The organism is Actinomyces oris, assembly GCF_001937665.1.
GTDB classification, from domain to species: Bacteria; Actinomycetota; Actinomycetes; order Actinomycetales; family Actinomycetaceae; genus Actinomyces; species Actinomyces stomatis.
This window is the reverse complement of the sequence record NZ_MSKL01000008.1, coordinates 128,836-146,333: the sequence shown is the minus strand read 5'-3', so window position 1 is coordinate 146,333 and position 17,498 is coordinate 128,836. Positions and strand designations below refer to the sequence as shown.

Below are 17,498 nucleotides of genomic sequence, written 5' to 3'. Positions count from 1 at the left end.
TGTGAGCATAGGGCAGGAATCGTCCTGGGAGATGATTTTGGGGAATCCATCAGGAGCGCAGACGGGGGAGGCGTTAGCATCGTCTCCCATGGATCCCTTTGAGATGACTGTTCCTGCGGATGCCGGTCTGCCCGCTCTTGTCCTGTCGGTTCCGACCGGCGACGACCTCGACCGCATCACCGAGATCTGCCAGGACGCGGACATCCAGGAGTGGACCTTCGTCCCCCACAGCTATCAGCGCAGCGACGCAGAGTTCTTCGTCGAGCAGGTCGTGGCCAAGGGCTGGAGCGAGGGGCGCGAGCTCACCTGGGCGATCCGCGAGGCAGACGCCGGCGCCTCTCCGCACCTGGTGGGCATGCTCGGCATCACCCTGAGCGGCCCTGAGGACGCTCGGACCGGCGAGGTCGGTTACTGGCTCGCTGCTGCGGCGCGCGGGCGCGGCACCATGACCCGTGCCGTCGCCGCCCTCATCGATATGGCCTTCGACCCGAAGGGCCCCTTGAACCTGTCCGCGCTGAGGTGGCGCTGCGACATCCATGAGACGAGCCGCGGCCCCGTGCCCAACTGGACCTCCTGGAAGGTCGCCTGGTCCCTCGGCTTCCAGCGGGAAGGGCGAGTGCGCCGCTTCCTGCCCAACGACGGTCGCCTCCATGATGGCTGGATCGCCACCCTACTGCCCGAGGACCCGCGTGAGCCGCAAGCTCCCTGGGACGGGCCCGTTGGCGCAGACGACGTGCTTCCCCTGGTGGCGCACAACGGCGTCGGAGAGCGGGAAGGTGACGACCCCGAGGCCCTGGTGCGCCGCTTCCACCATGTCTACGGGCTTCCCATCCAGACCGACGGTGCCAGCCTCGAGCGCGAGAGCCTCGACATGCGCATGAGCCTCATCGCCGAGGAGTTCGCCGAGCTCGTCGGCGCCGTCTACGGGCGAGCGGCACGCAGTGAGATCGAGTCGAGCTACCGCCGAGCCATGGCTGCCGACGACGGTGCTCGTGACACCGTCGAGACCGCCGACGCCCTGGCGGATCTCATCTACGTCATCTACGGCATGGCCCTGGAGACGGGGATCGACCTGGCGGCCGTGCTCGCCGAGGTGCAGCGCTCCAACATGTCCAAGCTGGGCGCCGACGGCCGGCCGGTCTACCGCGAGGACGGCAAGGTGCTCAAGGGGCCGGACTACTTCGCACCTGATGTGGCTGAGGTGCTGCGCCGTCGGCGCCTGCGCTGAGAAAGAGCCATCGGTGCGACCATAACTTTACTGTGCATATAGTAAAGTTATGGTTGTGACTCGTACCCCCGGACTTCGCGCCTGGGCGGCCCTGGCCGTCCTGACTCTTGCCGTCACTCTGCTGGCCATTGACTCCACGGTGCTGGCGCTGGCGATCCCCTCACTGAGTACCGACCTGAGCCCGACGGCCAGCCAGCTGCTGTGGATCGGCGACATCTACTCCTTCACCCTGGCCGGCCTGCTGGTCACCATGGGTAATGTCGCCGACCGCATCGGTCGGCGACGCCTCCTGCTCGTCGGGACGCTCGGCTTCGGGGCCGCCAGCATCATGGCGGCCTTCGCGCCGAGCGCGGGAGCCCTCATCGCCGTTCGAGCCCTGCTGGGTGTCGGTGGCGCCACAATCATGCCCTCCACCCTCTCGCTCATACGCAACATCTTCCCCGATGCCCGCCACCGCACCACCGCCATCGCCATCTGGTCCGCCGGCAGCTCCGGCGGCACCGCCCTGGGGCCGCTGGTTGGCGGAGTCCTGCTCGAGCACTTCTGGTGGGGCAGCGTCTTCCTCATCAACGTTCCCGTCATGGCGGCCGTCATCGTCACGGGCCTGTGGCTCCTGCCGGAGTCCAAGAACGAGCAGGGCGCCCCGGTGGATCTGGCCTCCGCGGTCCTGTCGGTCCTGGCCATCGTGCCGATCACCTACGCCGTCAAGTCCTTCGCCCACGACGGCCTGACGGCCGTTGCGGTAGCGGCGCTGGTGGGCGGCCTCGCCGCCGGATGGCTGTTCATCAGGCGTCAGCGCACTCTGGAAACACCACTGATCGACGTCGAGCTCTTCAGCCGCCCCGCGTTCACCTGGGCGATTGCGGCCACTGTCCTGGCGATCTTCGCCTTGGCCGGTCTGCTGTACTTCTTCTCCCAGTACCTCCAGCTCGTTCGGGGCTACTCCACGCTCCGAGCGGGCCTGACCGAGGTGCCCGCATCACTGGCCTCCATCGTCGTTGTCGCGGTCGTGGCCGCGGTGGTGCGCCGACTCGGCAACGGTCGGGCGCTGGGAAGCGGCCTGCTCATAGCCGCGGTGGGGCTGATTGTGGTCGCTCTGGGGGAGTCCTACGGCGGAATCGTGGTGATCTGCGTCGGCCTGCTCATCATCGGCGCAGGCATCGGCCTGGCCTTCACGGTCTCCACCGGAGCGGTCCTGGGGGCGGTGCCGGCTGACCGCGCCGGAGCGGCCTCCGCCATCTCCGAGACCGGACTCGAACTGGGAGTAGCCCTGGGGATCGCGGTGCTCGGCACGATTCAGGATGTCGGTTACCGGCTCCTGCTCGGACAGGCCCCCTCCGGGCTCCCGGGGCGGGTCGCCGACGCCGCCGAGCAGTCCCTGGCCACCCTGGCGGGTGTCATCGATCCGGGTGACCCCGGGCAGGCCGAGCTGATGGTTCAGGCCCGAGAGGCATTCACCCGCGCCATGCAGGCCACCGCCGTGATCGCTGCCGGTATCCTCCTGTTCGCGGGTGTGATGGCTGCGCGTCATATCCCAGCGGCAAGTGAGGAGAGCTCATGAGAACCTCGAAACGGGACCGCATCATCACGGGGGCGCTCGAGCTCGCCCACCGTGACGGTTTCGATGCACTCACCTTCGACACCCTGGCTGAGCACGTTGGTCTGAGCCGCGGCGGAGTCATCTATCACTTCCGCACCAAGACCGAGCTCCTGGAGGGGATCGCGGCAGAGTTCCTGGAGCGGTGGCGGACTGAGGCCCTGGCTGCGCTGGGCGGGCCCCTGGAGGAGGCGAGCCGGACCGAGCGCATCGAGGCACTGACTCGCTCAGTCCTCGACGGCGAAATCCTGCCCGGCGAGGTCAGCTTCATGCTCTCGGCCACGCCGGAGGCGGAGATGCTCAAGGATGCCTGGAACACGCTGCGCCGGGAGTGGGTGGGTGAGCTCCGTGAGCTCACTGCCACGCAACGCGTGGCGCTGCTGGCCGTGGACGGATGGTGGGCCAACCGCGCCGTCGACACTGACAGTCAGGACCCCGACGATCCCGAGATCGCTGATCTCATCGTATCCCTGGCCGCCGGGAACGTGCCGTGAGCAGAAGCTCTTCACTGCCTGCGACACGGACGAGATAAGGACTAATGACCCACACGAGTCTGCTTGTTGTTCTTGAGAAGCTCCGGTCACATGGCACGATGGGCCCATGAGCGAGACCACCGACGCTACCGACCTCCCGGAGTCGAACGTCTTCGCCAGGCCATGGCCGCTCGACCTGGGACTACCCGGCTTCACAGCCGTTGACCACGCCGACATCGAACCGGCCATTCGTGCTGGAATGGCGGCCGAGCGTCAGCAGTGGGAGGCGATCGCCGCCAATGAGGATGAACCCACCGTTGCCAATACCGTCGATGCGCTGGAGCGATCCGGTGAGCTCTTGGAACGTGCGCTGACCGTTCTGGATGCCCTGACCTCCGCCACCGACTGCCCGGACCTCGACGAGCTCGAGGAGGCCCTGGCTCCCGAGCTGGCGGCCCACTCCGACGCCTATCACCTCGACTCACGTCTTTACCGCCGCTTCAAAGCCCTCGACGACCTCGTTGCCGCAGCCCCTGACGGACAGGACGCGTGCGACGCCGACGGCACCGTCATCGACGCCGAGGCCGCCCGCCTCATCCGCTTGACTGTTGAGGAGTTCGAACGTAATGGCGTCGGCCTGGAGGAGGCGGAGGCGCACGCGCTCAAGGAGATCAACGCCCGCGTCAATGCGCTCAAGATGCGCTTCTCCGTCCTGGCCACCGAGGCCATGCATGCCGCCGGGGTCACCAACGTCACGGTGCCACCGGCCCTCGCCTCCACCCGGCCCCACAGCGCCAGGCTCGCCCTGTTGGACAAGTCCATGAGTCGAGGGCTGGGGGAGCAGGGCGCCTCCGGCGACACCCGCAGCATCGTTCTGGAGCTCGCCCTTCTGCGCGCCGAACGGGCCGCCCTCCTGGGCTTCCCGCATCACGCCGCCCTCGTAGCCGCGGAGTCCGCCGCCCGAACCACCGAGGCGGTCTCGGAGCTGCTGGGACGGCTCACGCCGCCGGCCATGGCCAACGCCCGCAGAGACGCCCGGATCTACGCCGCCCGTATGGACCTGGATCCGCAGACCCAGGCGGGCGAGACCTTCGGCCCCGCCGACTGGCCCCTCTACGAGGCCGCTGAGCGCAAGGAGCGCTTCGGCGTCGACGACGGGGTCCTGGCCCCCTACCTGGAGCTGTGGAGCGTCGTCACCAAGGGGGTCTTCTACGCCGCCAATCGTCTTTACGGCATCACCTTCCACGAGCGCGAGGACCTGGCCGAGCACATGTACGCCCCGGGCGTGAAGGTCTGGGATGTGCGAGACGGCGAGGACTCCCAGGCACCGGTTCTGGGACTCTTCATCGGCGACTACTACGCCCGAGCAGGCAAGTCCGGCGGCGCCTGGATGGACAGTCTCGTCACCGGCTCAACACTCACCGGCCGCAAACCGGTCGTCATCAACTGCTGCAACATCGAGCGACCCACCTCCGGTCCGGCTCTGCTGACCTGGGACGAGGTCATCACCTGCTTCCATGAGTTCGGGCACGCCCTGCACGCGCTGTTCTCCGAGACCCGCTACCCCTCAGCCTCCGGAACCGCCGTACCCCGTGACGTCGTTGAGTTCCCCAGCCAGCTCAATGAGAAGTGGGCGCTTCACCCCGAGGTGCTGGCCGGCTACGCGCGCCACGTGGACACCGGTGAGCCCCTCCCGCCCGAGCTCGCCGAGCAGCTGCGTGGTCAGGGCACCTTCGGTCAGGGCTATGCCACCACCGAGTACCTGGGAGCCGCCCTCCTCGACCAGGCCTGGCACACCCTGGCCCCCAGCGAGATCCCGAGGAACGTTGCTGAGGTGGAGGACTTCGAGCACCGGGCTCTGGCCGAGGCCGGAGTCGATGACGCGCTCGTGCCTCCCCGCTACCGCACCACCTACTTCTCCCACGTCTTCGCCGGAGGCTACAGCGCGGCCTACTACGCCTACATCTGGAGCGAGGTCATGGATGCAGACGCCATCGAGTGGTTCACCACCGATGGCGCGATCAGCGGAGACCTCGGCCTGAACCGCCGTACCGGAGAGCTCTTCCGCCGCGAGTTCCTCTCCCGCGGCGACTCCCGAGACCCTCTGGCCTCCTATCGCGCCTTCACCGGGCGCGACCCCGGCATCCTGCCCCTTCTTCAACGTCGCGGACTGGCCTGATGGACGCAGTTCGCATCTTCACCCTCTCATCACCGGAAGGAACATAATATGGCTCGCGTCACCATCGTCGGCGGTGGATACGGTGGCATCACTGCTGCCAAGGCCCTCGACGACGTCGCCGAGGTCACCCTCGTGGAGCAGAAGGACACCTTCGTCAGCCATGCCGCAGCGCTGCGCGCGGCGGTCGACCGTGACTGGGCGGAGAAGATCTTCCTGCCCTACGACCGGCTTCTGACCAACGGGCACGTCGTTCACGGAACGGCGTTGACTGTGCGAGGCACCACCGTCGAGGTCTCCGGTCACGGGCAGATCGAGGCCGACTACCTGGTGCTGGCCACCGGGACCGCCTACCCCTTCCCCGCCAAGCACATGGAGTCCCCCTCCGTCATCGCCAAGGCCCGCATCGAACGCGTTCACGCCAACCTTGAGCAGTCCTCGCGAGTCCTCATCGTGGGCGCAGGCGCCGTCGGTATCGAGCTGGCCGGCGAGATCACCTCGGCCTTCCCTGACGTCAAGGTGACCATGCTGGAGGCCGCCGACAGGATTCTTCCTGCTGGCGACTACAAGCCGGAGATCCGTGAGGCCATCTCCGACCAGCTCACCCAGCGCGGGGTGGAGATCGTCACCGGTGACTCCCTCAGCTTCCTGCCGCCGGTCGACGTCGGCGTGCTCTCGCCCTTCCGGGTCACCACCCAGGGCGGGCGTCAGCTCGAGGCCGACATGTGGTTCCGTGCCTACGGATCGGCGGCCGCCACCGGATTCCTCAGTGAGGACTACGACGAGGTGCGCCACTACGACGGCACGATCCGCGTCGACGAGTACCTGCGGGTGGTGGACCACCCCGGTGTCTGGGCCATCGGCGACATCACCGACGTGCGCGAGTCCAAGCGCGCTGACGCCGCCCGGGCCCATGCCCGAGTCGTCGCCAGCAACATCGCCGACATCATCGCGGGCCGGGAGCCCTCCGCGACCTACACGCCCGCAACCGAACGGATCATCCTGCCCCTGGGGCCCGACGGCGGTGCCTCCCAGATCCTGCGTGACGGTGTGCGCGTGGTCGTCGGCCCCGAGGAGACCAGCAAGATCAAGGGGGAGGACCTCTTCCTGGGCTTCATCCGCCAGGAGCTGGGAGTCGAGCCGGAGGCGTGATCGGAGACGACGCGGTCCGGCAATGCCGTCCACCTGTGCGCTGTGCGGGGGATAGCCGGTAGTGTGTCCCACATGACGAACGATCCGCGGTCCGCGCTCAACCGACTCATCGCCGCCTTCGAGGCGCATCTGGATGCTGCCGCGACCGGTGACGAGCTCTCCCCGGCCGTGGTCGCGGCTGAGAACGCCCTCCAGGACGCCTTCTTCACCTACGACGACTCGCTGTTCACCGCTTACGGCATCGAGCTCCCCTTTGAGGCCTTCGACTCCGACGGCGACGAGGAGGATGACGATGACGACTATGACGACGACGGTGAGTACGACGAGGATGATGACGACTACGACGATGACAGCGATGATGACGAGGACTACGACGATGAGGACTGACTACTGACTGAGGTCCGTCGACTGGCCATCGTTCAGTGCGGGGTCTGCGCCAGGTGCGCGGACCCCGCACTTCTCTGTGCTCAGAAACGCTCGGGGTAGCCGAGCTGCAGGGAGGTGACCTCGTCCAGGGCATGGCGGATCTGGACCGGAAGCTCCAGGTCGTCGGCTGACAGCACGCCCTGGAGCTGAGCCGGAGTGCGCGCCCCCACAATGGTCGAGGCGATCCCGGCGGCGTCGCGGGCCCAGGCGAGCGCGACCTCGGCCGGCTTACGGTCCAGGCCCGAGGCGGCAGTGGCCACAGCCTCGACCACGCCCCGGTGCGGGTCGCTCAGGTAGGGGGACACGTAGGAGCGCAGGTGGGGCGAAGCTGCCCGTGAGTCCGGTGGAATCGTCGCCCGGTACTTGCCGGTGAGCACGCCCCTGCCCAAGGGCGCGTACCCCAGGATGCCGAAGCCCAGGGCCTGCGAGGCGGGCCTGAGCTCGCGCTCGATGCCCCGGGAGAGCAACGAGTGCTCCACCTCGACGGCCGCCAGCCCCGGACCTCGGCCGCACTCGCTGAGTAGGTCGTGCATGCGCACCGATGCCCAGGCCGGATGGTTGGCGATGCCTACGTACCGGGTGCGTCCGGAGGAGACGGCCAGGCTCAGAGCGTGGGCCGTCTCCTCCAGGGAGGTGCTGGGATCCGGCACCTGGACCAGTAGGAGGTCCAGGTGGTCGGTGCCCAGGCGGGCCAGACTGGTGTCGAGCGTGTCCAGCAGTGAGCCGCGGGAGGCATCGGCCACTGAGGACCGCTCCCCGGTGCGCCAGGTGCGCACCCCGGCCTTGGAGACCAGGACGAGGTCCTGGCGATCCACGTGCTCGCGCAGGAGCGCACCGATCACCTCCTCGCTGACGCCCTCGCCGTAGGAGGCGGCCGTGTCCACGAGCGTGCCCCCGGCATCGAGGAAGATGTCGAGCTGTTCCTTGGCCTCGAGCTCATCGGTGTCCCGGCCCCAGGTCATCGTGCCCAGGCCCACGGAGGACACTCGCAGGCCGGTCCGGCCGAGTCTCCTGTGCTCCATAGGCCTAACCGTAGCGGCTCGGCCTACTTGCGCACGGTGATGGTCCAGGCCGCGTCGCCGGTGCGCTCGAACTCGGTGACGGTGTAGCCGTTGTCGGCGGCCCAGGCGGGCAGTGTCTGGGTTCCCTGGGTGCAGTCGAAGCCGATGACGAGCTCGTCGCCGATGCTGAGCTCTTCCATGGCCTCTTCCGCCTCGATGACGGGGAAGGGGCAGACCTGGCCGGTGGTCTCCAGAACAGTGCGCATGAGTCTCTCCTTGATGCGGTGCGATGAGAATGCGGAGGGCGGTTGGGGGTGAGTGAGATGGTCACGGAGGTGCTGATGTGACCTCACACGGTGGCGGGCACACGGGAGGCGGCGCGTTCGGTGCGACGACGCTGCCGGGGACGGATGAGCAGGAACCAGGCGGCCGCCCCGACCCCCAGCACCTGGAAGACGAGCGCGATCCAGCCCTGCCATGACAGGAGCGAGGTCTGCACCAGGGCATTGCCGATGGAGCAGCCACCTGCCCAGACGGCGCCGATCCCCATGAGGATCCCGCCGGCGATGGAACGCTGAATGACCTGGGCACTGGGCACCCGAACCCGGAACTCGCCGGAGGCCTTGGCCGCGACGTAGGAGCCGAGCAGAATGCCCAGGACCAGGAGCACACCCCAGTCGAGCCGCTTGGTGTCACCGGTGACGATGAGGTTCACCAGGTTCGACGACGGCGTCGTGATCCCGAGCCCGTCCGGGCGCCCCGAGGCCCAGGACGTGGGCCAGGCGACGATGGCGACGACGCCCACGAGGAAACCGGTGACCAGAGGGTTCCACTGCTTCTCCAGCAGCAGGCGAGCCAGTCCCGTGCGCTGCGCGGGCAGCTGGATCTGCGTGGGACGGCTGCGCTCCAGGACGACGAAGCGGTGCACGATGACTCCGGTGATGCCTGCCAGGATGAGGACTCCGCCCCAGCTCGGCAGACCGATGGTGGCCGGGATAGTGGTGAGGTCGGTGACCCACAGCCCTTTGACCCAGGTCGTCACCCCTGAGAGGAGTCCCGTCTTCGACGCGGCCGCAGTGGTGGCATAGGCCACGAGCGCGAACCAGGAGCCCACCAGGCCCTCGCCGGCGCGGTAGTAGGTCCCGGTGGCGCAGCCTCCGGCCAGGACGATCCCGACTCCGAAGAGGAAGGAGCCGGCAACGGTGGCGACCACCGACAACCTGGGGATCTCTGGGGTGATGGAGCCCGCTCCGGTCAGGACGGCGACTCCGACCGCCTGAACGGCGATGGCCAGCAGGAAGGCTGTGAACCAGCGCCAGGAGCGGGAGACCCACAGATCGCGGAAGGCTCCGGTGATGCAGAAACGGCCCCGTTGGAGGATGAAACCGAGGACGGCTCCAACGACGAGCCCAGTGAGAATGGTGGGTGACGGCACGGTGTGGTCCTTGTCCGGCTGCTGCTGTCGAGTGCGAGCAGCCTGTGTGGGGGACCGGTGACGCAGCACGGGTGAAGAAAGTACAGAGACAGGCCACGTCATCCGGTGGGGGAGTGAGGTGGAGGCCTGGCTGGACGTGGCTGATGGGGCGCCGTCTCAGGAGCGCCGGGAGCCGGGGAGAACGATCTGTCTGAGACCGCCTCAGAACGCCCGAACCAGGCAGCGCATACACATGCCGGCTCCGCGCGAGGCGGTGCGGGCTGTGTGGGCCTGGACGACGTTCATGTGCTTCTCCATGGGAAGTGGTTGGTGACGGTTGTCAACCGCCACGGACTGTATCCGACGGCTTCTCGCCGTGGCAATTCCAGGACGGTGGCTGAGATCAGGCGGCAGCGCGGCGGGCGCTCAGAAGACGGGCGATCCCGTCGTCGGGCACCTGCGGTGTGCTGCCACCGAAAAGCGGGCACTGGGCCTGGAAGGCGCACCAGTCGCACAACCGGGAGCGGCGGGGGCGGAAGGAGCCGGTGCGAGCGCAGTCCTCGACCTCGTCCCACAGGTGCGTCAGGCGCGTCTCGGTCCGTTCCAGCTCGGGCAGGCGAGGATCGTGAGTCAGGACCCGTCCGTCCTTGAGATAGACCAGCTGGAGACGGGCCGGCGCCCGCCCGCGCAGGCGCCACAGGACCAGCGCGTAGAAGCGCATCTGGAACAGCGCCTCCTCCATGAAACGCGTGCCGGGGCTTCGGCCGGTCTTGTAGTCGACCACTCGCATGGCGCCGTCGGGAGCCACGTCCAGACGGTCCACGAAGCCCCGCAGGAGCAGACCGTCACCGGTCTCGGTCTGGACGAAGAGCTCGCGCTCGGCCGGTTCCAGGCGCTGGGGGTTCTCCAGGGTGAAGTAGGTGCGGATGAGGCCGCGAGCCTCCTCCAGCCACGTCTCCACCTGGCCGGTGTCCTCGAACAGGTCCATGACCTCCGGGTTCTTCTTTCGGTGAGAGGCCCACTGGCCGGGCAGGAGCTCAAGCGCCGCCTCAGGGAGGCGATCTGAGGCCGGAAGATCGTAGAGACGTTCCAGCACGCCGTGAACCACGGTGCCCTTGTGCGTGGCCAGCGAACCGGGCTCGGGGAGGCGGTCGACCGTGCGCAGACGGAACATGAGCGGGCACTGCATGAAGTCCTTGGCTCGGGAGGGGGACAGGGCTGCGCGGTGCCCACCGCTGGAACCTCTTCTCGGACCACCACTGGCGCCCGGACCGGTGGGCCTGACGCCGGCCTGAGGCGATGAGCTGGAGACGGAGTGCGGCTCGGGGGACATGGGCACGACGCTACCGCGAGGAGGTGACGTGTTGCCGGATCTGGCCGGAGGAGACGAGCCCTCCTCCACAGACCGCGCCCGCCGGCGCAGACATCCGCGGCTGTGGCCCCCGAGTGAATGCGGCAACCGGCTTCCGACGGCGTTAGGCTCGCGCCCATGCCTGCCTCCACATCCACCGGCGAGTGGGTCGTCGCCCGCATCGGCGGCGCCCCCGTCGTCATCTCGCCGACCTCTCTCCTGCTCGGCCTGCTCATCGCCGGCAGCTGGTACCCACTGGTCTCTGCGGCCCTGGGCGCCTTCGGGACCACGACGGTGCTGCTGGTGGTGGTCTCCACGGTCCTGGGCGTTGCGGCATCGGTCATGCTGCACGAGCTCGCCCATGGACTGTCCGGCACCCTCATGGGCAGGCGCCCCACCCGCTACGAGCTCTACCTGTGGGGCGGGCGCACATCCTTCGGACCCGCTCGCGAGTGGAACGCCTGGAAGGACCTGGTCACCTCCCTGTCGGGACCTGCCACCAACCTGCTCCTGTGGCTGATCGGAACCCTGGTGCAGGAATCCGTCCCCCTGTCGGTCCCGGTGGCCTTCACGGTGTGGGCCGTGACCCTGGTCAACCTGGCCCTGGCCGTCTTCAACGCCCTACCGGGTCTTCCCCTCGACGGCGGCTACGCCCTGGCGGCGCTCGTGGTCCAGGTGACCGGCAGCCGTAGGCTCGGCCTCAAGGCTGCCGGCTGGGGCGGGCTGGTCGTGGTCGGCGGCGTCGTATGGTGGTGGGTCCTGCGCCCACTCGTGCTCTACGGCCACCGGCCCGACATCTTCAACCTGGTCCTGGTGCTCATGGTGAGTGGATCGATCGTGGTCTCCAGCTGGCAGGTGCTCGAGCTCGGGGGAGGAGCCCGAGCGGCCTCCAAGCTGGACCTGCGCGAACTGGCCCGACCCATGCGCGTCGTTGGTCCCGACACCCCCGTGTCGCAGGTGCGTGAAGCGCTTTCACAGGGAGCCGCACTCGTCCTCGTCGCTGACGGATCCGAGCTCGTCGGCACGGTCGACGAGGCCGCCCTCAAGGAGCTCGGGCTGTCGGCCCCCGTGGACGGTGTGACCGCGAGACAGGTCTGCACGGTGCTGCCGGCCGCAGCGGTGACGACTGACCTGAACGGGCAGGCGGCCGCCGACGCCATGAAACAGGCCCGGGAGGTCTCACGCTGGTTGGTGCTCGTGGACGCGGGGAGCCTGGCCGGCGCGGTGCCCACCGGCGCGCGCTGAGAGGCAGCGGCGGCTGAAGTGACCAGCTGCCCGGCTAGGCTAACGTCATGGTAGAGCCGAATCAGCTGGACCCCAGTGCCGCGCACCGCTCCCACTTCACCGACAACCGCGCCAACTGGGATGATCGCGCCGCCCTCCACGAGGCCTCCGGCTACGGCATCGCTGAGCTTCTCGCCTCACCCTCAGCGGTCACGAAGGATGTCACCGATGATCTGGAGCGGCTGGGGGACCTGGACGGCCTCGACGTCATCCATCTCCAGTGCCACCTGGGACTCGACACCATCAGCCTGGCCCGACTGGGAGCGCGACGTGTCGTCGGACTCGATATGTCTCCGCGGTCACTGGAGCGGGCCCGGGAGCTGGCACGACGGGCCGAGGCACATATCGAGCTGATCGAGTCCAACGTCTATGCCGCCCGTGAGGTCGTGACCGGTGACTTCGACCTGGTCTACACCACTCTGGGTGTCCTGTGCTGGTTGCCCGACATCGACGCCTGGGCACGCGTTGCGGCCTGCCTGCTGCGCCCCGGCGGACGCCTCGTCCTGCGTGACGACCATCCGGTCTTCATGGCCGTGGGAGACGACACCTCGCACGGGCTCATCCTCCATGAGCCCTACTTTCAGAGGCGCGAGCCCATGACCTGGGAGAATGAAGGTTCCTACGTGGAGACGCCTGAAGGTGCAGCGCCGATCGCCCACACCCGCAGCCACCAGTGGAACCACGCGGTGGGAGAGATCCTCACCGCGCTGCTGAGGGCGGGCCTCGTCCTGGAGGAGGTGAGCGAGACCCGTGTGAGCTCTTGGTGCCGTTGGCCCGGCCTGATGGAGTCTTGCGAGGGCGGCTACCGTTTCACCGACCCCGCGGTGCGCGACATGCTGCCCCTCCAGGTCGCCGTCGTCGCCCGCCGGCCGGCCGAGCCGTAGATCGACGCGGGTGCTGTGCCATGTGCCCTGACTACACTGCGTGGTGATGAGCCAGTACGAGCCCGCCCCAGAGCCTGATGCCCTCGCAGCGCAACCGCCCTCCCAGCGCCCGGCCCCCCAGGAGATCCTGGGACAGGCCGGTCGCCGTGGCCCCTTCCGCTACGGTGAACGCATCCAGGTCACCGACACCAAGGGCCGCAAGAACACCTTTCTGCTCGACCCCCACGGCTACTTCCAGTCCGTGCGCGGTTCCTTCCGTCATCGAGACGTGGTCGGCATGGACGAGGGCACCGTCATCGAGACCGACACGGGCCACGAGCTGCTCCTGCTGCGCCCCCTCCTGGCCGACTACGTCCTGTCCATGCCCCGCGGCGCGCAGGTGGTCTACCCCAAGGACTCCGGTCAGGTCATCGCCCTGGGGGATATCTTCCCCGGTGCCCGCGTCCTGGAGGCAGGTGTCGGCTCCGGTGCACTGACCATGAACCTGCTCTCAGCCATCGGGGAGGGCGGCCACCTGCTGTCCATCGAGCGCCGTGAGGACTTCGCCCAGATTGCCGCCTCCAACGTGGACGCCTGGTTCGGCCGCCACCACCCCGCCTGGGAGCTGCGCACCGGGGACTTCGCCGACGTCGTCTCCGCCCGGGTGGAACCGGGCAGCATCGACCGGGTGGTCCTGGACATGCTCGCTCCCTGGGAGAACGTCGAGGCCGCCTCCGTAGCCCTGGCCCCGGGCGGACTCTTCCTGGCTTACGTGGCCACCGTCACCCAGCTCTCCCGCACCGTGGAGGCCTTGCGTCACAGCGGGTTGTTCACCGAGCCCGAGTCCTGGGAGTCCATGGTGCGCACCTGGAACGTCGACGGGCTCGCCGTGCGCCCCGACCACCGCATGGTGGCGCACACCGGCTTCCTCCTGACCGCCCGCCGCCTGGCCGCCGGCTCCAGCCCCCTGACCCGCAAGCGTCCGCCCGCCCGCGGTGCCTACGACGAGGGCGGCTACTGGCTCCCCGACGACGTCAAGGAGCGCACCAGCACCGATAAGAAGGTCCGCCGCGTTCTGCGTGACTGCCGGGCCAAGCAGCCCACCGACGCCACGCCCGTTCAGAGCGGGACCGCGGATGACGGCCAGGACGGCGCTCACCATGCCTGAGACGTCCACGGCCGGCGCCGGCAAGGCTCAGCCACTGGGGATGCCGGCCAAGGACTTCACCAGTCACCAGCTGCGTGAGGCCCGCGCTCAGGCCGTCAGCCTGGCGGCCAAGAACGAGCGTCTCGTCGCGGCGCTGGGCACCGCCCGCGAGCGCATCACCGAGCTCGGTCAGCAGCTCGACGCCGTCACCCACCCTCCGGTCACCCTGGGACTGCTCACCGGTCTTCCCGGCACGAGGGAGGCTGCAGACGCTGCAGATGCCACCCAGGCCCGCGAGGTCGCCGTGAGCCTGTCGGGCCGTCAGATGCTCCTGCACGTCCACCCCGGCATCGATGACACCGAGCTGCAGGTCGGGCGGCTCGTGGCGGTCAACGACCAGATGCTCGTCGTCGCCGCTCTTCCTGAGCCCCGGACCGGTGAGGCCGTCACCCTCGAGGAGACTCTTGACGATGCCCGCGTGCTGGTGACCACCGGCGCAGGAGGCACCCGGATCCTCACCCTGTCCTCGGCTCTTCGCCGTATCGCCGGGGTCGGTGAGGGGCTCAAGCCCGGTGACACCCTGGCCGCCGATCTGCGCGCCGATGTCGCCACGACTCTCATCGAGCGCACCAGCGTCGAGCAGCTCGTCGTTGCTGAGACACCTGATGTCTCCTGGACGGACATCGGGGGCCTGGGACCGCAGATCGAGCAGATCCGCGATGCCCTCGAGCTGCCCTTCACCCACCCCGAGCTCTTCCATGCCTACGGCCTGCGCGCCCCCAAGGGGCTGCTGCTCTACGGCCCACCCGGATGCGGCAAGACCCTCATCGCCAAGGCCGTGGCCACCTCACTGGCCGGTTCGCCCAACGCCTCCGGCGTCACAGGGCGCCCGCCCGCGTTCCTCAACATCAAGGGCCCCGAGCTGCTGAGCAAGTTCGTCGGTGAGACCGAGCGGCAGATCCGCGCCATCTTCGACCAGGCCCGCAAGGCCGCTGCCGAGGACCGGCCGGTGGTCATCTTCTTCGATGAGATGGAGGCCCTCTTCCGCACACGCGGCACCGGCGTGTCCTCCGACGTCGAGACCATGATCGTGCCCCAGGTCCTGGCGGAGATCGACGGCGTGGAGTCTCTGCGCAACGTCGTCATCATCGGTGCCTCCAACCGTGAGGACATGATCGATCCCGCCATTCTGCGCCCCGGGCGCCTGGACGTGAAGATCCGTATCAACCGGCCCGATGCGGCCGGTGCCGAGGAGATCCTCGCCCGTCACCTCACTGCCGACCTGCCCCTGGCTCCGGGAGAGCTCGCGGCTCACGGGGGAGACCGCGAGGCCACCGCCGCCTCCTTGCGCCGAGTCGTCATCGAGGCCCTCTACGCCCGCAACGAGGCCACTGCCGTCCTGGAGATCACCGAGGCCCACGCAGCCAGTGGTACCTCCACTCGTGTCCTTCACCTGGCCGACCTGACCAGTGGCGCCATGCTGGCCGCCATCGTCTCTCGCGCCAAGACCGCCTCGATCAAGGATGAGCTCGCCGGGGGAGAGGGCGGGCTGAGCGCAGCCAGGCTCCGCTCGGCCGTTGAGACCGAGGCACGGCAGAACGAGGAGATCACCGGCGCCACCACACCTGAGGGGTGGGCTCGGCTCATCGGCGCCCGTACCTCGCAGATCCGCAGTGTGCGCAGGCTCGGCAAGGAGGGCACATGAACGACGTCGGCTTTCAGCCCGGTCCGGTGACGCGTCCCGTCGGCCTGGAGACCGAGTTCGGGGTTCTGCACCCGGGCGACTCCTACGCCAATCCCGTGGTCCTGTCCACCATGGTGGTGGAGGCCTACTGCACCGGCGCCGGTGTGCCCACGGCGCGGTGGGACTACGAGGGGGAGGATCCACTGGCAGATCTGCGTGGCGGCAGGCTCCGGCGCTCCGCCGCCCACCCCAGCCAGCTCACCGACGACCCCGCTCGCCCGGCGCCGTCGGGTGACGCACCACCGGCGGCCGCCGGGGTGCCGGCGGATCCTCCGCCGGCACCCTGGGGCTCACGCGCCCGCCCCAGTGCCGCCGAGGCGGCGCTGCCCCGGGCGACGACGGCGGTTCTGGTCAATGGCGCACGCTTCTACGTGGACCACGCCCACCCCGAGTACTCCTCACCCGAGGTCCTCAACCCCCGCGACGCCCTGGTCTGGGACCGCGCCGGTGAGGTGGTCGCCCGGCGCGCCATGACGGTCCTGGACAACGGGGACAATGGGGCCGGGGCGCCGGCGGAGATCGTCCTGTACAAGAACAACGTGGACGGCAAGGGCGCGGCCTACGGTGCCCATGAGAACTACCTCGTGCGGCGCGATGTGCCCTTCGAAGAGCTGGCCGCGGTCCTCACCCCCTTCCTCATCACCAGGCCCGTCATCGTCGGCGCCGGCCGGGTCGGGATCGGACAGCGCAGTGAGCGTCCCGGATTCCAGATCAGCCAGCGCGCCGACTACGTCGAGTCCGAGATCGGCCTGCAGACTACATTTAACCGCCCCATCATCAATACCCGCGACGAACCGCACGCCGACAATGCCCGCTGGCGCCGCCTCCACGTCATCAATGGCGACGCCAACCGCTTCGACGTTCCCATCTACCTCAAGGTCGCCACCACCGACCTGCTTCTGTGGTTCCTGGAGCAGGCGTACGCCGCGGGCTCCGGCCGATTCAAGGAGGCTCTGACTCGCCTCAGCGCCCTGGCCGTCACCGGCGACCCCGTCGAGGAGCACTGGGCCCTCTCCCACGATCCCACCCTCTCCCATGAAGTGCGCACACAGGGCGGGGCCATGACCGCCCTGGCGATTCAACGCGCCTTTCTCGACGCCGTCAGCCCGGCCGTCACACGTTCCGAAGACGCCCAGGCCCGGCGTGCGCTGACTCTGTGGCGGCAGGCCCTTGACGCCCTCGAGCAGTGGCGCCACGACGGATCCGGTCCGGCTGCACAGATGCTGGAGTGGGTCGCCAAGTACGAGCTCTGTGAGGGACTGCGACGCCGGTCGGGAACCGGGTGGGACGACCCCCGTCTGGCCGCACTCGACATCCAGTGGGCCGATCTGCGCCCGGGACGCTCCGTCGTCGACAAGCTCGACGCCGCCGGCAGGATCCATCGGCTGGTCACCGATGCGGAGATCCAGCGCGCGGCCGACGAGCCTCCCGAGGGCACGCGTGCTGCCGTCCGTGGAACCGCCATTCGCCGTTACCCGCAGATCGTGGGCGCTTCCTGGACCTGCCTCCTCCTCGACGTCCCAGGCGCCCCCGAGCTGGCGCGTCTGAGCCTGCCCGACGACGTGGTCGTCGGCTCCGATGAGACGGCGACCATCCTGGAGGAAATTGGTCGCCGGGCGGCACCTGAGAGACACTGACTCTC

General features: G+C 68.7%; 15 protein-coding genes. 11 read left to right on the top strand and 4 right to left on the bottom strand.

What is annotated here, in order from left to right; all coding sequences use genetic code 11:
* Positions 1-88 precede the first annotated feature (88 nt).
* The 6 genes from BKH28_RS04170 to BKH28_RS04145 all read left to right on the top strand — a co-directional run bounded on the left by BKH28_RS04170 (position 89) and on the right by BKH28_RS04145 (position 7,013).
* Positions 89-1,228 carry a bifunctional GNAT family N-acetyltransferase/nucleoside triphosphate pyrophosphohydrolase family protein gene (locus BKH28_RS04170; protein ID WP_075417611.1) on the top strand — a complete coding sequence of 380 codons (1,140 nt, stop codon included), beginning with the start codon at positions 89-91 and terminating at the stop codon, positions 1,226-1,228.
* Positions 1,229-1,277: 49 nt separating this feature from the next.
* Positions 1,278-2,789, top strand: coding sequence for an MFS transporter (locus tag BKH28_RS04165; protein ID WP_075417610.1), 1,512 nt, complete (start codon positions 1,278-1,280; stop codon positions 2,787-2,789).
* Complete coding sequence (locus BKH28_RS04160) at positions 2,786-3,319, top strand: TetR/AcrR family transcriptional regulator (RefSeq protein WP_075417609.1); 534 nt, start codon at positions 2,786-2,788, stop codon at positions 3,317-3,319. The genes BKH28_RS04165 and BKH28_RS04160 overlap by 4 nt, the downstream gene beginning before the upstream one ends.
* A 106-nt stretch (positions 3,320-3,425) precedes the next feature.
* Positions 3,426-5,477: a M3 family metallopeptidase gene (locus BKH28_RS04155; protein ID WP_075417608.1), complete on the top strand. Its 2,052-nt coding sequence runs from the start codon at positions 3,426-3,428 to the stop codon at positions 5,475-5,477.
* A 48-nt stretch (positions 5,478-5,525) separates the two neighbouring features.
* Positions 5,526-6,626, top strand: coding sequence for an NAD(P)/FAD-dependent oxidoreductase (locus BKH28_RS04150; RefSeq protein WP_075417607.1), 1,101 nt, complete (start codon positions 5,526-5,528; stop codon positions 6,624-6,626).
* 72 nt (positions 6,627-6,698) lie between these two features.
* Positions 6,699-7,013: a hypothetical protein gene (locus BKH28_RS04145; protein ID WP_009395572.1), complete on the top strand. Its 315-nt coding sequence runs from the start codon at positions 6,699-6,701 to the stop codon at positions 7,011-7,013.
* 80 nt (positions 7,014-7,093) lie between these two features.
* Here the strand turns inward: BKH28_RS04145 and BKH28_RS04140 are convergent, their stop codons facing one another.
* The 4 genes from BKH28_RS04140 to BKH28_RS04125 all read right to left on the bottom strand — a co-directional run bounded on the left by BKH28_RS04140 (position 7,094) and on the right by BKH28_RS04125 (position 10,800).
* A complete protein-coding gene (locus BKH28_RS04140; RefSeq protein ID WP_075417606.1) occupies positions 7,094-8,074 on the bottom strand; it encodes an aldo/keto reductase in 981 nt (326 codons plus the stop codon).
* A gap of 23 nt (positions 8,075-8,097) precedes the next feature.
* The gene (locus BKH28_RS04135) at positions 8,098-8,319 is read right to left on the bottom strand and encodes a sulfurtransferase TusA family protein (protein WP_075417605.1); all 222 of its coding nucleotides are present in this window, start codon (positions 8,317-8,319) and stop codon (positions 8,098-8,100) included.
* Positions 8,320-8,402: 83 nt separating this feature from the next.
* Positions 8,403-9,488: a YeeE/YedE family protein gene (locus BKH28_RS04130; protein WP_075417604.1), complete on the bottom strand. Its 1,086-nt coding sequence runs from the start codon at positions 9,486-9,488 to the stop codon at positions 8,403-8,405.
* Positions 9,489-9,870: 382 nt separating this feature from the next.
* A complete protein-coding gene (locus tag BKH28_RS04125; protein ID WP_256695471.1) occupies positions 9,871-10,800 on the bottom strand; it encodes a RecB family exonuclease in 930 nt (309 codons plus the stop codon).
* Between the two features lie 156 nt (positions 10,801-10,956).
* Between BKH28_RS04125 and BKH28_RS04120 the strand changes: the two genes are divergently transcribed.
* The 5 genes from BKH28_RS04120 to BKH28_RS04100 are packed head-to-tail and all read left to right on the top strand — an operon-like array spanning position 10,957 to position 17,493.
* A complete protein-coding gene (locus BKH28_RS04120; protein WP_075417603.1) occupies positions 10,957-12,063 on the top strand; it encodes a peptidase M50 in 1,107 nt (368 codons plus the stop codon).
* A 47-nt stretch (positions 12,064-12,110) separates the two neighbouring features.
* Entirely contained in the window at positions 12,111-12,986 is an 876-nt protein-coding gene (locus tag BKH28_RS04115) for a class I SAM-dependent methyltransferase (protein WP_075417602.1), read from the top strand.
* Positions 12,987-13,032: 46 nt separating this feature from the next.
* Positions 13,033-14,133, top strand: coding sequence for a tRNA (adenine-N1)-methyltransferase (locus BKH28_RS04110; protein WP_075417601.1), 1,101 nt, complete (start codon positions 13,033-13,035; stop codon positions 14,131-14,133).
* Positions 14,126-15,817, top strand: a complete 1,692-nt coding sequence (arc, locus tag BKH28_RS04105) for a proteasome ATPase (RefSeq protein ID WP_075417640.1) — start codon at positions 14,126-14,128, stop codon at positions 15,815-15,817. Before BKH28_RS04110 ends, arc begins: the two co-directional genes overlap by 8 nt.
* The gene (locus BKH28_RS04100; RefSeq protein ID WP_075417600.1) at positions 15,814-17,493 is read left to right on the top strand and encodes a proteasome accessory factor PafA2 family protein; all 1,680 of its coding nucleotides are present in this window, start codon (positions 15,814-15,816) and stop codon (positions 17,491-17,493) included. Before arc ends, BKH28_RS04100 begins: the two co-directional genes overlap by 4 nt.
* The last annotated feature ends 5 nt before the right edge of the window (positions 17,494-17,498 follow it).

Excerpts from the sequence above, each read along its gene's own strand:
- BKH28_RS04170 (WP_075417611.1), top strand. The coding sequence starts at position 89 with ATGGATCCCTTTGAGATGACTGTTCCTGCGGATGCCGGTCTGCCCGCT.
- BKH28_RS04165 (WP_075417610.1), top strand. The coding sequence starts at position 1,278 with ATGGTTGTGACTCGTACCCCCGGACTTCGCGCCTGGGCGGCCCTGGCC.
- BKH28_RS04160 (WP_075417609.1), top strand. The coding sequence starts at position 2,786 with ATGAGAACCTCGAAACGGGACCGCATCATCACGGGGGCGCTCGAGCTC.
- BKH28_RS04155 (WP_075417608.1), top strand. The coding sequence starts at position 3,426 with ATGAGCGAGACCACCGACGCTACCGACCTCCCGGAGTCGAACGTCTTC.
- BKH28_RS04150 (WP_075417607.1), top strand. The coding sequence starts at position 5,526 with ATGGCTCGCGTCACCATCGTCGGCGGTGGATACGGTGGCATCACTGCT.
- BKH28_RS04145 (WP_009395572.1), top strand. The coding sequence starts at position 6,699 with ATGACGAACGATCCGCGGTCCGCGCTCAACCGACTCATCGCCGCCTTC.
- BKH28_RS04140 (WP_075417606.1), bottom strand. The coding sequence starts at position 8,074 with ATGGAGCACAGGAGACTCGGCCGGACCGGCCTGCGAGTGTCCTCCGTG.
- BKH28_RS04135 (WP_075417605.1), bottom strand. The coding sequence starts at position 8,319 with ATGCGCACTGTTCTGGAGACCACCGGCCAGGTCTGCCCCTTCCCCGTC.
- BKH28_RS04125 (WP_256695471.1), bottom strand. The coding sequence starts at position 10,800 with ATGTCCCCCGAGCCGCACTCCGTCTCCAGCTCATCGCCTCAGGCCGGC.
- BKH28_RS04120 (WP_075417603.1), top strand. The coding sequence starts at position 10,957 with ATGCCTGCCTCCACATCCACCGGCGAGTGGGTCGTCGCCCGCATCGGC.
- BKH28_RS04115 (WP_075417602.1), top strand. The coding sequence starts at position 12,111 with ATGGTAGAGCCGAATCAGCTGGACCCCAGTGCCGCGCACCGCTCCCAC.
- BKH28_RS04110 (WP_075417601.1), top strand. The coding sequence starts at position 13,033 with ATGAGCCAGTACGAGCCCGCCCCAGAGCCTGATGCCCTCGCAGCGCAA.
- arc (WP_075417640.1), top strand. The coding sequence starts at position 14,126 with ATGCCTGAGACGTCCACGGCCGGCGCCGGCAAGGCTCAGCCACTGGGG.
- BKH28_RS04100 (WP_075417600.1), top strand. The coding sequence starts at position 15,814 with ATGAACGACGTCGGCTTTCAGCCCGGTCCGGTGACGCGTCCCGTCGGC.